The sequence below is a fragment of the Mycolicibacter virginiensis genome (genome assembly GCF_022374935.2).
GTDB classification, from domain to species: Bacteria; Actinomycetota; Actinomycetes; order Mycobacteriales; family Mycobacteriaceae; genus Mycobacterium; species Mycobacterium virginiense.
Genome location: NZ_CP092430.2, coordinates 1852772 through 1866618, shown reverse-complemented (window position 1 = coordinate 1866618; position 13847 = coordinate 1852772). Strand labels below are relative to the sequence as shown.

Below are 13847 nucleotides of genomic sequence, written 5' to 3'. Positions count from 1 at the left end.
GCTCACAGCCCGAACTGGTCGTCGATCAGCCCGAGCCAGATCTGGGCCGCGTCAATAGCGACCTTCTCGCTGATGAACGCGTGCTGGGTCCCGGTGTAGATGTCTCGGAATGCTCGTTCGAGGCGGCTGCCTTCGCGGATAGCCGTGGTTCCGGCCGCCAGATGTGCCCACTCGGCGCAGCTTCTGGCGGTATCGGTGGCATAGACGGCTGCCACTCGCATGTCGGCCCGCAGTCGCGGCGTGAGGTCTTCGCCTGCCGCGACGGCGGTTTCGGCCGTGGCGAAGGCCTCGAGCACCAGCAAGCGAGCCGCCCGCCACGCGGCGACGTGGTGTGCCAGATCTTTCTGAAACGTCGGACGGCTGGCCAACGCCGCCATGTCGCTCATCCGGTATTTGGTGGCTGCCAGCTCGGTCACGTCGTCGAGCATGCTTTTGGCCACACCGAGCGCCCAGGACGCGTGGCCCGCGGCGGTCACCGGCATCAGGCCCATCCGAGCTGCCGGCGAGGCACCTCGAAGCGGAGTACGGCAGAACAGTGGAAAGGTCCGGCTCCCTGGTACGAACACGTCCTGGGCGCTGTAGTCGTAGGAGCCGGTTCCCTTGAGCCCCTGGACATGCCAGCCGTCGTTGAAAGAGATCTGCTCGCGTGGGAGCACCGCGACCTGCATGTCGGGTATTCCGTCGCTGACCCAGCGCATCTCGCCGTCGTCCATCGGGAAGAAGCCGGCGGCCACATACTGGGAGTGGCCGATGCCCGAGCCGAAGCTCCAGGATCCGCTCAGCCGGTAGCCGCCATCGACGGCAATGCCCTGGCCGTTGGGGAAGTATTGGCCGCCCAATGTGACGTGATTGTCGTGGGAGGTGAACACCTCAGCGAACCCATCGTCGGGTAGGTACGCCGCCGCCGCGAACGACGACGGCATGTTGGCGATACCGACCCAGCCGAATGAGCCGTCCTGCCATGCCATTTCGATCCAGGTCTCGATCATCTCGGCGAACGACGGCTCGACGCCACCGGCGGCGGCGGGATTGAACGCCGACATCAAGCCGGTGCGCCACATCTCGTCGACGATGGGATCGGTCAGGGTGCGGCGCTGCTCGGACGCGACGGCCTCGGCCGCCACCAGCTCGCGCATGCCGCGCGCCAGCGCGGCAAGCCCGCCGGCCTCGCTCACCTGCGGAATCGCCCGGCGAACCCGCGCAGCGGAAGGTCGGCGCTGGTCAGCAGGCCCGGCGGCGCCGCCACCACCGACTTGATCGCGTTGAGGGCGGGCAATCCGGTCACGGTCATGCCGATCGAGGCGAAGTTGTCCGGGTTGGACAGATCAATTCCGGGCTTGGGAAAGATCATGTGCTTGTTGTAAACGCAGGGATCACCGGTGACCCGGGTGATGTAGCAGCCCTTGATGTTCCAGTTCGGCTCGGTGAACGGCGTCATCTGCCACTCCAGATGCGTCTCGACGCGCGGCACACCGTCGACCATCCCCTGATACTTGATGTAGTTGCCGCCTAAGGAACCTTTGGGCAGCGTGTACCAGCCCAAGTCGACGTCCCTGGTGCACACTCCGAGTTCGTAGTCGAACGTCACCTCATCGAGGGTCAGATCGAAGCAGTCGGCCATCATCAGCACGCTGTCGGCGAAGACCCGGGTGAACTTCTCCAGCTTGGCGGGGATCTCTGGATCGTCGGCCGGCTGACCGTAACCCACCTCGATCCAGGTGTCCTTGGAGTGATGGCACGACACGTCCACCGACTCGATGGTGGTGATGTTCTCGATCTCGGCGACATCAGCCGAACACACCACGCCCAGAATCTGATTGAGCCCCGGGTTCATGCCGGTGCCGTAGAAACTCGCGCCGCCCTTCTCAGCGGCCTCGGCCAACAGCTGCGTCACCGGTTTGCCCGACGGGTGCGGATGGTTGCGGTCACGGTGCCAGCCGGTGATCCAGTCCGCGGTGGTCACGACGTTGATGCCCGCTTCCAGGATCTGGACGTAGAGGTCCTCGTCGGGAAACACCCCGTGAAACGTCAGCACGTCGGGCTTGGCGGCGATGATCTCCTCGACACTGCCGGTCGCGATCACCCCGTTGGGCGCGATCCCTGCCAACTCGCCGGCGTCCTTGCCGATCTTGTCCGGCGAATAGCAGTGCACGCCAACCAGTTCGAGATCATCGCGGGCGGCGAACCGCCGGATCATCTCGGTCCCGACGTTGCCGGTGGCGACCTGGAAGACACGGATGGGTGCGGCAGCTGCGTTCATGCGGTGAAACCTTTCTGAGCTCTGATTTCAGCGACCTCGGCGGCACTGCCACCGATGCCGTCGGGATAGAACTGCTTGGCCCACTGGCGGATTGCGGTGAACCCCTCAAATTCGGCGGTAGCCAGAGCCGGCGGATCCGAATAGCGCTGATGCGACCAGATGTGGATGTCCTGCTCGAATTGGCGGATGACTTCGCGCCCGAAATCGGCCGCCCGGGCCTCGGCCCGATCAGCTTCGCCACCCGCAGACCGACCGATGTAAACCATGAAACGGACGTCGGAGGTGGAGTCGTCGACGGGCGTGATCGCGGAAATGGTCCGGTTGTCGATCATCCCCCAGCTCTTGGTCACCGCAATTCCCAAGCCGCCATTGATGGCTTCCACGCCGCTGTTGACGTCCTCGATCTTCTGACCGTCGTCGCCCTCGAAGGTGATGGTGAAGTCGACGTAGGACACCGGTTCGGCGAAATCGTGGCGGGTGAAGACCGGCACGATCGGGGTCCGGTGCACGTACTTGAAGTGGGCGAAGTCCACCCCGTTCTCCAGCACGTACTGCGGGTGCAGCTCCAGACCCGTGCGAAACAGCCGCTGCTGCGGGTAGTAGTCGTCGGCGGTGCGGTCATCGAAGCTGGCGAACACATCCGGCGCGTCGAAGAACGGCGCCCGGCCCTGCGCGTCGTTCCAGATGTAGACCGCTTCGTTGCGTTCGATGACCGGATAGGTGGTGATGCGCCGGCCGCGGTTGGGCTTGTCCTGGTATGGGATGCAGACGTTGCGGCCCTGGGCGTTCCACTGCCAACCGTGGAACGGACATTGCAGCACCTCGCCGCAGACGGTGCCGCCGAAACCCAGGTGCGCGCCGAGGTGTTCGCAGTAGGCGTTCATCACGGTGAGCTGGCCCGACTCGGCCCGCCAGGCCACCATCTCCCGGCCGAAGTACTTCATGGCGTGAACATCGCCGACGCCGATCTCGTCAGACCAGGCGACTTGAAACCAGCCTGTCGGGTTCATCGACAGCGGCGGTTTGGCCATGTCAACGTGTCCTCTCTGCGGTCTCCGAGCGGGCCGACTGTCGCAGCATAGTGCGCATTGAAACGGAATCATAGAGGGCGCTATGTAAATGTTGTTAGGATTCGGCGGATGGCTCAATCAGAGACGCGGCGCAGCAATAAGCGGGGGCTGGCGACCCGCGAGGCGATGCTGGACGCCGCGGTGCGCTCCCTGGCCACCGGGGACCCCGGCGCGGTGTCGGCCAGCCGGATCGCCAGGGAGAGCGGCGCCACCTGGGGCGCGGTGCAGTATCAATTCGGCGACGTCGACGGATTCTGGGCGGCGGTGTTGCACCGCACCGCCGAACGCCGCGACGCCGCGATCTCGGCGTTCGGCAGCGTGAAATCGGATGCGCCGCTGCGGGAACGGGTCGCTGCCATCATCGACACGCTCTATGACGGGCTGGCATCGCCGGATTCACGCGCGATCGAGAACCTGCGGGCCGCGCTCCCCCGCGACCACCGCGAATTGGAACGGCTGTATCCGCGCACCGCGGCCGAGTTGCACTCCTGGGGCAAGAGCTGGCTGACGACATGCCACGCGGCCTTCGCCGACCTCGGAGTCGACCCCCAGCGGGTGCGAGAGGTGGCTGCCCTCATCCCCGGTGCGATGCGCGGACTGGTCTCCGAACGCCAGCTGGGCTCCTACGCCGACCTGGACGAGGCCCGCCGCGGCCTGACCAACGCCCTGGCGGCATACCTCGAGCAGTCCCGGCCCGGCTGAAACCGGGGGCTGCGCAAACCGGGGTGTGCACGCAAGGATGTGATGGTGTTTGGCCTCGTCGTTGTTGTCACACTCGTCGCCACCGTGGTCGGCGGCACGATTCTGGGCAAGCGCTATCGCGTCGGCCCACCGGTGTTGCTCATCCTGCTCGGCGGCATGCTGGGTCTGATCCCCCGCTTCGGCGAAACCCAGCTCGACGGGGAGATCGTGTTGCTGCTGTTCCTGCCGGCGATCCTGTACTGGGAGAGCATGAACACCAGCTTCCGGGAGATCCGGGCGAACCTGCGCGTGATCGTGCTCGTCAGCGTCGGCCTGGTGATCGCCACCGCGGTGGCGGTGTCCTGGACGGCGCGATCGCTGGGCATGGAGCCACATGCGGCGTCGGTTCTGGGCGCCGTCCTCTCGCCCACCGATGCGGCCGCGGTGGCCGGCCTGGCGAAGAAGTTGCCGCGCCGGCCGCTGACCGTGCTGCGCGCCGAAAGCATCATCAACGACGGCACCGCGCTGGTGCTGTTCGCGGTGACCGTCGCGGTTGCCACGGGCAGCCCCGCGATCGGACCCCTCGACCTGGTGGGCCGTTTCGTCGGTTCATACCTGGGCGGTATCGCGGCCGGACTGCTGGTGGGCGGCGCGGTCACGCTGCTGCGCCGCCGCATCGACTCGCCGCTGGAGGAAGGCGCCCTGAGCGTGTTGACGCCGTTCGCGGCGTTTCTGCTCGCCCAGACTTTTCACTGCAGTGGCGTCGTCGCAGTGCTGGTGTCGGCGCTGGTGTTGTCCTACGTCGGCCCACGGGTGATCGGGGCCCGCTCGCGGCTGCAGGCATTCGCGTTCTGGGACATGGCAACGTTTTTGATCAATGGCTCACTGTGGGTGTTCGTCGGCGTACAGATTCCCGGCGCGGTACACGGGATCGTCCATGTCGGGGACGGCATTCGTCATGCCACGGTGCTGGCCCTCGCTGTCACCGGTGTGGTCATCGTGACCCGGATCGCGTGGTCGGAGATCACCACCGTGCTGCTGCGCACCCTGGACCGACGCGCCGTGCAGCGGACCCGCCGGGTGGGCTGGCGCCAGCGCGCGGTGTCAAGTTGGGCGGGCTTCCGCGGCGCGGTCTCCCTGGCCGCAGCGCTGGCCGTCCCGTTGACCACACATGCGGGCACCCCCTTCCCGGATCGCAACCTGATCATCTACGTGGTCACCGTTGTGATCCTGGTGACGGTGCTGGTCCAAGGCAGCACCCTGCCCGCGGTCGTGCGGTGGGCACGGATGCCCGAAGACACAGCGCACGCCGAAGAGTTGCACCTGGCGCGAACCCGCGCCGCCGAAGCCGCCCTGGACGCGCTACCGCGGGTGGCCGACGAACTTGACGTCAGCCCGGAGCTGGTGGGTCGGCTGCTCAAGGAGTACCAGGATCAGGCCGAGCTGGTGGCGGTGTCCGATCAGCCCAACGCCGCCGCCGAACGTGACGACATGGCGCGCCGGGTGCACCTGGGCATCCTCGAGCACAAGCGCCGTGCCGTCACCGAGCTACGCGACCGAAATCACATCGACGACATAGTGTTACGTGAGGTGCAGGCCGAAATGGACCTGGAGGAAGTGCGGCTGCTGGGGCCGGCCGATTCCGAATAGTTGACCGGGTCGCGGCTGGAGGCGACAGGGCGATCGCAGACCACTACTATCCACTTCGTGAGCGATTCCTCGGCCCGCCGATCAAGACTCACAAGGCGAGGCACTGTACTGGCGGCAGTTTTGCTGACCGCCCCAGTCGTGATTCCGACCGGCACGCCCGGTGCTGTGGCGCCGGCCAGCGCCGCCTGCCCCGACGTAGAAGTGGTGTTCGCCCGTGGGCGCCTGGAGTCACCAGGGGCCGGCGCGATCGGCAACGCGTTCGTCAGCGCGCTGCGCTCCAAGACATCCAAATACGTCAGTCTGTATGCGGTGAACTACCCCGCCGACAATGAGATCGACAAGGGCGCCAACGACATGAGCGCCCACATCCAGAACACCATCAACGGCTGCCCGAACACCCGGATAGTTCCGGGGGGTTACTCGCTGGGCGCCGCAGTCACCGACGTGGTGCTGGCGGTCCCCTTCTCGGCGTTCGGCTTCAACAATCCCCTGCCACCGGGCGCCGACGAACACATCGCCGCAGTGGCGCTATTCGGCAACGGCAGTCAATGGGTCGGCCCCATCACGAACTTCAACCCGATCTACAACGACCGGACCATCGAGCAGTGCCATGGCGCCGACCCGATCTGCAACCCCGCCGACCCGAACACCTGGGAAGCAAACTGGCCGCAACACCTGGCCAGCGCCTACATCTCCGCGGGCATGGTCAACGAGGCAGCGGACTTCGTCGCCGGCAAGCTCTAGCCGGCCCTGAACTGACGCCATCAGCCCTTCGACAGTTCGGGGGCGGCGCGGCCCAGGCCCCGGAACCCCTCGCAGGGCTGCTTGGCTCCGACCACGAACGGCAGCGCCTTCCACCGAAATCGCATTCTGCCGCGAAATCCCATGGCGTCCGCCGGCGGCTCGACCCCCGACTTTGCGAGATCCAGGTAGTAGGTCGACGTTTGGCCCAGTCCCTCGAAGTCGTGCAGTAGCGGCGTGCACACGGCACGAACCGGCTCGTCCAGCCGCTGCGCGATGGCATCGGTCATCAACACGTATTCGGGAACCGGCACCAGGTTCTTGAGCATCCGATGCACCAGGATCACGTCGACACCGGCAAGTTCGGTGTGGCGCTTGACCTTCTGCTCGGCCACCTCGCCCTCATGCGCAACAAATTTCAACGAGAGGTTCATCAGCTGCTCGCAGCTTTCGCAGTGGCAGTTGCGGCCGTTCTCGATACGGGCCCGACGATTCAGGAACGCCTGATGCATCCGCGACAACCGCTCACTGACCAGCACCTGGGCGTCACCGTCGGGCGCCCAGAAGAAGGCGGCGTCGCCCTCCAGCTTCGCAAGTTTCATGCCCTTGGCGGCATCGATGACCGATTCCAGCAGAGCGGCCACTGCCATCTGGGCGTGCACCAGATGGGTCCGGTTCCAGTTCATGTAGGCGGTGTATCCGCCGATGTCGGCGATTACCAGCACCGCGCGCCGGATGGCCATGAACACAACAGTCTAGTCCCGGCAGCTAGCCGTAACCACGTTTCACCAGATGCCGTGCACCGGCCTCCATGGCCGCTGGGCCGGCCACCTCGAAATCGAAGGCGTTGGCCAACCGATCGGTGATGTTGAAGACCAGACCGACCGCCAGTGCGTCCTTGACCTGCGCGGCAGTGACACCGCTCGCCAGCACGGCGTGTACATCGTCGGCGTCGACGCGGTGCTGGCGCGTCAGCTTTCCGAGCAGGCGAAGGGTGGCCCGCAGCTCTTCGCTGATCGGGGCGGTGTCCAGGTCGGCAAGGGTGGCGGCTGCGGTCGCATCGTCGTAGCAGATGTTGGAGGTGGCCGTGTGCGCGGCGACGCAGAACGGGCAGTCGTTGACCTTCGAGACGTAGGCGGCCATGAGTTCGCGCTCCCCGATGGTCCACGCCGACGGCCCGCGCATCGCCTCGTTGGTCAGCGGACCACCGCCGTAGAACTCCGGGCGATAGAACGCGAGTTTGACCGCGTCGACCACCGGCTGGCGTGACACCAGCCGAATCATGCCCAGCAGGGCCTTGGTGCGTAGCCGGTGGCCGCGATCGAGGACGGCCAGTCTCATCGCGTTCCCCGGTCTTCGGTGGCGTCGGCCAACGCATCCAGTGCGCTGGTGTACTGCCGCGTCGCCTGGCCGACCGCGGCGCAGACCACGATCTCGAAAATCTGGTCCTCGCTCAGGCCTGCGGCCCCGACGGCGGCAACGTCCTCGTCGGCGACGCTGTACGAGCGCAGGGCCACCTTGTCGATCAGGCTGCTGATCGGTTCCTCGAGACCGGCATTGTCATACGCCGCCCGGCGCAATTCGAGCGGCGCTGTTCCGCCCTGACCGAGCACGCGGGCCAGCAGCGCTTGGTGTAGTTCAGTGATGTCGGACATGGGTTTTCGTGGACCTCCTCGTCCCGCGCGGGGTCACGTCGACTGGTCACTACCCATCCATTGTGCGACCGCACGGCGCATGCGGTCCAGAGCTGGGCGGTTCAGCGCGACAGATCCGCCGGCGGGGTGTGGACGAGGCTGGGATCGGGTGCCCCCGACATGCGCAGCAGGCCCCGCACGACGCGGACGACCAGCGGCCAGGAGCGCGGATCGCGCAGGTTGATGCCGCCGAGCAGTTGTTTGACCATGGACAGGGTGTCGAAGTAGATGCGCTCGATCGCCAGGTTCTCGTGCTCATCGAAGACGAAGTAGGCGGTCATGCGGGTGCGGTGCCGTGATCCGGTGGCCGGAACAGCGCCCAGCGGTCCCAGATGTGTTCCGGTCAGCCAGAATTCGACGATCACCGCGTCGGCGCTGTGGCGCAGCGCGATGATCTCGTGATTCTGGTCCGGGAAGGCCACCCGGGTGTCGTGGTAGTACCCGCGCACTTCCGCGTCGCCGTCGTGCACGGTGAGCGTCGGGATGATCTCGTAGTGGGGGTGGGGAAACGTGGCCAGCACGTCGTCCCAGTCCTGACGCACTTCGTCCCGGAAATGATCCAGGACCAGCTTCTCGCGGGCCTGCAGAACCTCAACGGACGGGATGGCGTAGCGGTCGGTCACAGTGTTCCCCCTATGGAGTCAGGCGTTGTCCTGCAAGCGCCCCTCTTGCCCATGGCTCGCCTGCCGATACTGCCGCAGCTCGGCACGCACCGCCGCATCCAACGCCCGGTCCAGACTGGCGTGCGCCGTCCTTCGTGCCACCCTGCGCATGGCGTCGACCAGATCCGCAGCCCAGGCGAGTTCCTCGTCATTGGTCGGCAACCACCCGGGCCCGCGCTGGCGGACCACCTCGGCATGTCCGCTGCGGGTCAGAAGTTCGGCCGCGTCGTCCAACTTCTGGTCGACGGCGGTCACGGTCTCCAGCATCGCAGCCAGGGGCATCCCCCGCGACATCAGCGTGGCCAGATCGTCGATCTGGTCGGTGTCGGTCACCCGGTAGACGTCGTCGGCCTCGGTCGGCTCGATGACTCCACTGGTGGTCAGGCGCCGCAGCAGGGGGTCGTCTAACCGGCCCAGCCGCGCCTCCAACTGTTCGCGCGTCATGGTCTGCGACACCGGGCGTGACCATGGCGCGGTCACCAACTCTCCCAGATCAGCCAGATCCAGGACCTCGACCAAGGCTTCGCCGCGCTGCAGCCCGGTCAGGAACTTCAGGATGTGTTTGACGGTGAATCCCTCGCCGAGCAAACGGATGATCGCCTGCAACTGCTTCAAGTGCCGGTCGGTGTAGATCGCGACCCGGCCCCGGCGCTGGGGCCGGGGCAACAGACCGCTCTCCTGGTACACCCGGACGTTGCGAGTGGTGGTCCCAGCCTGTCTCGCAAGATCGTCGATCCGGTACTCGGTCACTATGACATCCTAGGCAGTCAGGACCGGGTCACTGCTTGTCGTCGCGGCGGTGATCTTGAAGTCTTCCAGGTCCAACGTCTTGAGTTGGTTGACGAATTGTGTGGCGAAACCCGGGAACATCGTGGCGTTGAAGCCGTCCTCGGTCAGATACCAGCTCTGGCATCCGGAGTTCCACGTGGTGGTCTTCAGGCGCCGCTGGATGTCCTGGTTGTAGCGGTCCTGCACCTCGGGCCGTACATCGAGCGATTTCCATTCGTACTGCAGCAGTTTCGAGATCGCGCTGACGATGTAGTCGATCTGCGCCTCCATGTAGACCAGGGCGGAGCTGTGGCCGGGGCCGGAGTTCGGCCCGAAGGTGAAGAACAGATTCGGATAGCCCGATACCGCGACACTGCGGTAGGCGTAGGCACCCCTGCTCCACTCCGACGCCAGGTCGCGGCCATCGATACCGGTGATGGGGATCGGCGTGCCGGCTTTGGACACCTCGAAGCCGGTGGCGAAAACGATGGCGTCGAACTGGTGCTCGATGCCTTCGACGGTGCGAATTCCCTTGGGTGACAACCGGGCGATGGGCCAGGTGACCAGCTTGCAGTTGTCCTTCTGCAGCGCTGGGTAGTAATCACTGGTCATCAGCAGGCGCTTGCAGCCCGCGGAGAAGTCCGGTGTGAGCTGTCGGCGCAACCACGGATCCTTCACCTGCGCGCGCAGGTTCGCCAGACTCAGGGCTTCCACCAGCCGGGTGAAGGGGCTGTCCCACACCACGCCGACCGCGACGGACTCGTGGCCCCAGAACCAGGCGGACCGCATCAGCTTCTCGGCCAGCGGCACATCCTTGTAGATCTTCTTCAGCCAGCCACTGGTGGCCGTGTTGAGCCGCGGCAGCACCCATCCCGGGGTGCGCTGGAACACCTTGACCGACTCAGCCACCTTGACCAGTTCGGGGATGATCTGCACGCCGCTGGCACCGGTGCCGACCACGGCCACCTTCTTGCCGGTGAAGTCGTAGTCGTGGTCCCAGCGGGCGCTGTGGATCTTGTGCCCCTCGTAGTCCTCGATGCCGGGGATGTTCGGGAAGCTGGCATTAGCCAGCGGCCCGGAGGCGACAATGACAGACTTGGCGCGCACCGCTTCCCGGCCATCCAGGTCGATGGTCCACTCGCCGGCTTCCGCGTCGTAGCTGATCCCGGAGACGTTGTGCTCAAACCGGATATACGGTGCGATTCCGAAGGATTCGACCATGGTGTCGATGTAGTCGAGGATCTCGGCGCTGCCTGAGTAGGTGTGCGACCAGTCGGGGTTGGGGGCGAAGCTGTAGGAGTACAGCCGCGACGGGATGTCGCAGGCCGCGCCGGGGTAAGTGTTGTCGCGCCAGGTCCCGCCGACCCGCGAGCCCCGTTCGAAGAGGACGAAGTCGGTGATTCCCTGGTCTTTGAGGCGGATGGCGGCACCGATGCCGGCGAAGCCGGCGCCGATGATGGCTGTTGAGATAGTCACAGTGATCGTTCCTCTTACTTACGCGACCGGCTCGTAGGTCAGTTCCTGCGACCAGGTTGGGGTGTTGTGCACCAGCCCGGGCGGGATGACGCCGGTGATCTTGACCAGGGAGTCGGCCAGCCAGTGGTACTTCGAGCTGCGGTCGATCACCTTCTTGCCGTGCCAGGAGATGAACTGGTACATCGGCACCCGGCGAGCGAAGGCGCTTCGTTCGCCGACGCTTTGGAAGCGGCGCATCGCTTGGTAGAGGCGTTCTTCGTTGACGCCCATCGCCACGATGTTGTCGCGCATCTTGTTCAGCAGCGGGAAATAGCTCAACGTGCCGATCAGCAGCGCCGGGTTCATCCAGCTGCCGACCAACTCGACGGCCAGCTTCCGCATGCTGGCGTGGCCCAGAATGTCCATCACCTCGAAGTCGACCGCCAGGTGACGCGATTCGTCGGAGTTGATTCGCTTGAAGACCTCTTGGGCCACCGGGTCTTTGACCTCGTCGGTGATGAACTTGATCAGCGCACCGTCCAGGGCAACCTCCAGCATGGGGATGACGGTGCCCAGGATCGACAGCGACATGCCGTCGGAGAACTTGTCCAGCCAGGTGATAACCAGCTGGACGTTGACGCTCGGAGCCGGAATCTCGTCGTCTTCGAGCATCCCCCAGCGCCGCATCAATGCGAGCTCGGCGTTCGCGTGCTTCTGCTCCTCGGCGTGGAAGTGCTCGTAGATGCTCTTCAGCGTTGGCGTCGGCGCCTTCTTGGCGAGCGCCGCGAAACCGCGTGCACCGACGTTCTCGATCCACATCAGGTCGGTCATGAACGGCTTGAGCTTGGCCCACAGCTCTGGCTCGATCAGCTCGGCTCCGGGGGCGTCCCAGTCGATGTCGACCAACGCCCACTGCTTGTCCTTGATCTTCTGCAGCATGTCATCGAGGTTCATCGCCATGATCGGCTGTATTCCTTTCGCGAGACGGGTCAGTTCTTGGGCAGGACGCGGCCGAGCAGGCCGGCGCCACGGGCGTACAGCGCGGGGAAATGTCGCTTCAGGTGCCAGATGACGGTGGCGTCGATCTGCGGCACTACATACAGCCGGCCGCTGTCGTGCGCGTCGAGCGTGCGCGCCGCGACACTGTCGGCGGACAACCCGGTCCAGCGGGCCAGTTGCTGACTCAGGCTCATCGAGCCCGGAGTGATCCGGCCGTCGGTGAAAACGTTGGTCTTGACGAAGGTCGGGCAGAGCACGGTGACGGCGATGGCGGTGCCTTCGAGTTCAGCGGCCAGGGTCTCGGACAGCGACATCACCCCGGCTTTCGACACGTTGTATGCCGCCATCGAAGGGGCGGCAGCGAATCCGGCCGCTGACGCCACGTTGATGATTCCGCCGCGACCGGCCTCGCGCAGCAGCGGGGTGAACACCTCGCAGCCGTAGACCACGCCCCACAGGTTGATGCCAAGGGCCCAGTCCCAGTCCTCGAATCCGATGTCGCCCACGGGCTTTCCCCCGATACCGACGCCGGCATTGTTGATGACCAGGGTCGGCGCACCGCCGAATATCCCCCGCGCCTGCTCAGCCAGCCGCTCGACGGCCGCACGGTCGGAGACGTCGCACTGCACCGCGTGTCCCGTGCCGGTGGGCAGCTGCTCGATCAGCGCCACCGTTTCGGCTGCGCGTGCTTCGTCGATATCCGCGCAGATGACCTCGCCACCGCGGCGAGCCAACTCCAGGGCGAACGACCGACCGATGCCACTGCCGGCGCCGGTGACCACTGCCTTGGCGTCGGCTGTCCGTCGATCATTGCGGAACAGGGAAAGCACCGTGTCGAGTCCGAACATCAGCGTGCCGCCCCGAGCTCGTCGGATCGCTGGTCGGCGTAGACACCGGCGATGAAGGCCGCCACGCGGCGCAACGCGGGCTTGGCCTCCGGAGCCAGCCGCGGCAGGGCCTGGAAGACATGCACCATTCCCGGCCATACCTCCAAGGTGCTGACTCCGCCGTTCCGGCGGATCTCGGCGTCCAGGTAGCGCGAGTCGGCGCTGAGGATCTCGAAGCCACCCACCTGCGTGAACACCGGCGGCAGCCGATCTGCCCGGCCGAAATCGAGCCGAAGACGGACATTGTCGGGGTCTTGGCCTCGCACGTAGAGCTCCACCAGCCGGCGCGCCGAGGCCGCCGACACCGCGGGGTCACGCCGCACCTTCTCCTGCTGCTCAGCCAGGTTCAGCGTGAGGTCGATCAACGGCGAGAACAGCACGACCCCAGCCGGCTGAAACGCCGGCTCGTCGGCATGTGCGAGCAACATGTCGCAGGTCAAGTGGCCGCCGGCGGAGTCCGCACCGATCACGACCTCAGAGGCGGTGTACCCCTGGGCCAGCAACCACCGGTAGCCGGCTTCGACATCGTCGGCGGCCGACGGGAACGGGTTCTCGGGAGCCAGGCGGTAGTCCACGGAGAACATCGGCAGACCGGTTGCCTCCGAGAGCCTGGCGACCAGCTTGCGGTGGGTCCGCGTCGAACACAACACATATCCGCTGCCATGCACGTAGTAGCCCGCCCGCCGTCCGAACTCAACGCCGGGCCCGAGCACCCATTCGCCGCGCACCCCGGCCTCGCGCACCGGAATGACCCTGGTTCCGGCCGGCATGGAGCCGAGCGCGCCCATGATGGTGGCGATCAGGCCGCGCGCGAACGCGATACCCGGTCGGTTCATCGGAATCATGTTGTTGAGAACGTGCAACGTCCAGCGTGTGGACACGCCGGCCACCACGGCACGCATCGATGCGCGCGTGGGTACCGGCGGCAGGGGCAAGCCATCGGGTTCCGTCACGGCACACACAACACCAGCGATCGTGCC

15 protein-coding genes are annotated in these 13847 nt (G+C 65.8%); 3 read left to right on the top strand and 12 right to left on the bottom strand.

Annotated features, from left to right (window positions below; translation table 11 throughout):
• Positions 1 to 2: 2 nt before the first annotated feature.
• The 3 genes from MJO54_RS09035 to MJO54_RS09025 are packed head-to-tail and all read right to left on the bottom strand — an operon-like array spanning position 3 to position 3291.
• The gene (locus tag MJO54_RS09035; protein ID WP_240175957.1) at positions 3 to 1136 is read right to left on the bottom strand and encodes an acyl-CoA dehydrogenase family protein; all 1134 of its coding nucleotides are present in this window, start codon (positions 1134 to 1136) and stop codon (positions 3 to 5) included.
• 35 nt (positions 1137 to 1171) lie between these two features.
• Positions 1172 to 2260 (bottom strand): NAD(P)H-dependent amine dehydrogenase family protein, encoded by a 1089-nt coding sequence (locus MJO54_RS09030; protein WP_240175821.1) that lies wholly within the window; start codon positions 2258 to 2260, stop codon positions 1172 to 1174.
• Entirely contained in the window at positions 2257 to 3291 is a 1035-nt protein-coding gene (locus MJO54_RS09025; protein WP_240175820.1) for a Rieske 2Fe-2S domain-containing protein, read from the bottom strand. The genes MJO54_RS09030 and MJO54_RS09025 overlap by 4 nt, the downstream gene beginning before the upstream one ends.
• A gap of 108 nt (positions 3292 to 3399) precedes the next feature.
• Here MJO54_RS09025 and MJO54_RS09020 point away from each other — a divergent pair, with 108 nt between their 5' ends.
• From MJO54_RS09020 to MJO54_RS09010, 3 genes are read left to right on the top strand one after another with little or no spacing between them, the layout of a single operon-like run.
• Positions 3400 to 4032 (top strand): TetR/AcrR family transcriptional regulator, encoded by a 633-nt coding sequence (locus MJO54_RS09020; RefSeq protein WP_064887508.1) that lies wholly within the window; start codon positions 3400 to 3402, stop codon positions 4030 to 4032.
• A 45-nt stretch (positions 4033 to 4077) separates the two neighbouring features.
• A complete protein-coding gene (locus MJO54_RS09015; protein ID WP_240175956.1) occupies positions 4078 to 5661 on the top strand; it encodes a Na+/H+ antiporter in 1584 nt (527 codons plus the stop codon).
• A gap of 57 nt (positions 5662 to 5718) precedes the next feature.
• Positions 5719 to 6405 (top strand): cutinase family protein, encoded by a 687-nt coding sequence (locus MJO54_RS09010; RefSeq protein WP_240175819.1) that lies wholly within the window; start codon positions 5719 to 5721, stop codon positions 6403 to 6405.
• Between the two features lie 20 nt (positions 6406 to 6425).
• On the opposite strand, the gene MJO54_RS09005 is transcribed toward MJO54_RS09010, so the two are convergent.
• From MJO54_RS09005 to MJO54_RS08965, 9 genes are all read right to left on the bottom strand, one after another.
• Positions 6426 to 7145, bottom strand: coding sequence for a DUF2652 domain-containing protein (locus MJO54_RS09005; protein ID WP_240175818.1), 720 nt, complete (start codon positions 7143 to 7145; stop codon positions 6426 to 6428).
• A 25-nt stretch (positions 7146 to 7170) separates the two neighbouring features.
• Positions 7171 to 7743, bottom strand: coding sequence for a carboxymuconolactone decarboxylase family protein (locus tag MJO54_RS09000; RefSeq protein WP_064887503.1), 573 nt, complete (start codon positions 7741 to 7743; stop codon positions 7171 to 7173).
• Positions 7740 to 8057 carry a hypothetical protein gene (locus MJO54_RS08995; protein ID WP_240175817.1) on the bottom strand — a complete coding sequence of 106 codons (318 nt, stop codon included), beginning with the start codon at positions 8055 to 8057 and terminating at the stop codon, positions 7740 to 7742. Before MJO54_RS08995 ends, MJO54_RS09000 begins: the two co-directional genes overlap by 4 nt.
• 101 nt (positions 8058 to 8158) lie before the next feature.
• On the bottom strand, positions 8159 to 8719 hold the full coding sequence (locus tag MJO54_RS08990; RefSeq protein ID WP_240175816.1) for an ester cyclase: 561 nt from the start codon (positions 8717 to 8719) through the stop codon (positions 8159 to 8161).
• 18 nt (positions 8720 to 8737) lie between these two features.
• Entirely contained in the window at positions 8738 to 9508 is a 771-nt protein-coding gene (locus MJO54_RS08985) for a MerR family transcriptional regulator (protein ID WP_240175815.1), read from the bottom strand.
• 9 nt (positions 9509 to 9517) lie between these two features.
• Positions 9518 to 11002 carry a flavin-containing monooxygenase gene (locus tag MJO54_RS08980; RefSeq protein ID WP_240175814.1) on the bottom strand — a complete coding sequence of 495 codons (1485 nt, stop codon included), beginning with the start codon at positions 11000 to 11002 and terminating at the stop codon, positions 9518 to 9520.
• Between the two features lie 18 nt (positions 11003 to 11020).
• Positions 11021 to 11941 (bottom strand): reductase, encoded by a 921-nt coding sequence (locus MJO54_RS08975; protein ID WP_046282527.1) that lies wholly within the window; start codon positions 11939 to 11941, stop codon positions 11021 to 11023.
• Between the two features lie 29 nt (positions 11942 to 11970).
• Entirely contained in the window at positions 11971 to 12828 is an 858-nt protein-coding gene (locus tag MJO54_RS08970; RefSeq protein WP_240175813.1) for an SDR family NAD(P)-dependent oxidoreductase, read from the bottom strand.
• Positions 12828 to 13769: an alpha/beta hydrolase gene (locus tag MJO54_RS08965; protein WP_259602889.1), complete on the bottom strand. Its 942-nt coding sequence runs from the start codon at positions 13767 to 13769 to the stop codon at positions 12828 to 12830. The genes MJO54_RS08970 and MJO54_RS08965 overlap by 1 nt, the downstream gene beginning before the upstream one ends.
• Positions 13770 to 13847: the final 78 nt, after the last annotated feature.

Coding starts and splice junctions, on each gene's coding strand:
- MJO54_RS09035 (WP_240175957.1), bottom strand. CDS start 1,136: ATGCGCGAGCTGGTGGCGGCCGAGGCCGTCGCGTCCGAGCAGCGCCGC.
- MJO54_RS09030 (WP_240175821.1), bottom strand. CDS start 2,260: ATGAACGCAGCTGCCGCACCCATCCGTGTCTTCCAGGTCGCCACCGGC.
- MJO54_RS09025 (WP_240175820.1), bottom strand. CDS start 3,291: ATGGCCAAACCGCCGCTGTCGATGAACCCGACAGGCTGGTTTCAAGTC.
- MJO54_RS09020 (WP_064887508.1), top strand. CDS start 3,400: ATGGCTCAATCAGAGACGCGGCGCAGCAATAAGCGGGGGCTGGCGACC.
- MJO54_RS09005 (WP_240175818.1), bottom strand. CDS start 7,145: ATGGCCATCCGGCGCGCGGTGCTGGTAATCGCCGACATCGGCGGATAC.
- MJO54_RS09000 (WP_064887503.1), bottom strand. CDS start 7,743: ATGAGACTGGCCGTCCTCGATCGCGGCCACCGGCTACGCACCAAGGCC.
- MJO54_RS08995 (WP_240175817.1), bottom strand. CDS start 8,057: ATGTCCGACATCACTGAACTACACCAAGCGCTGCTGGCCCGCGTGCTC.
- MJO54_RS08975 (WP_046282527.1), bottom strand. CDS start 11,941: ATGGCGATGAACCTCGATGACATGCTGCAGAAGATCAAGGACAAGCAG.
- MJO54_RS08970 (WP_240175813.1), bottom strand. CDS start 12,828: ATGTTCGGACTCGACACGGTGCTTTCCCTGTTCCGCAATGATCGACGG.
- MJO54_RS08965 (WP_259602889.1), bottom strand. CDS start 13,769: ATGCGTGCCGTGGTGGCCGGCGTGTCCACACGCTGGACGTTGCACGTT.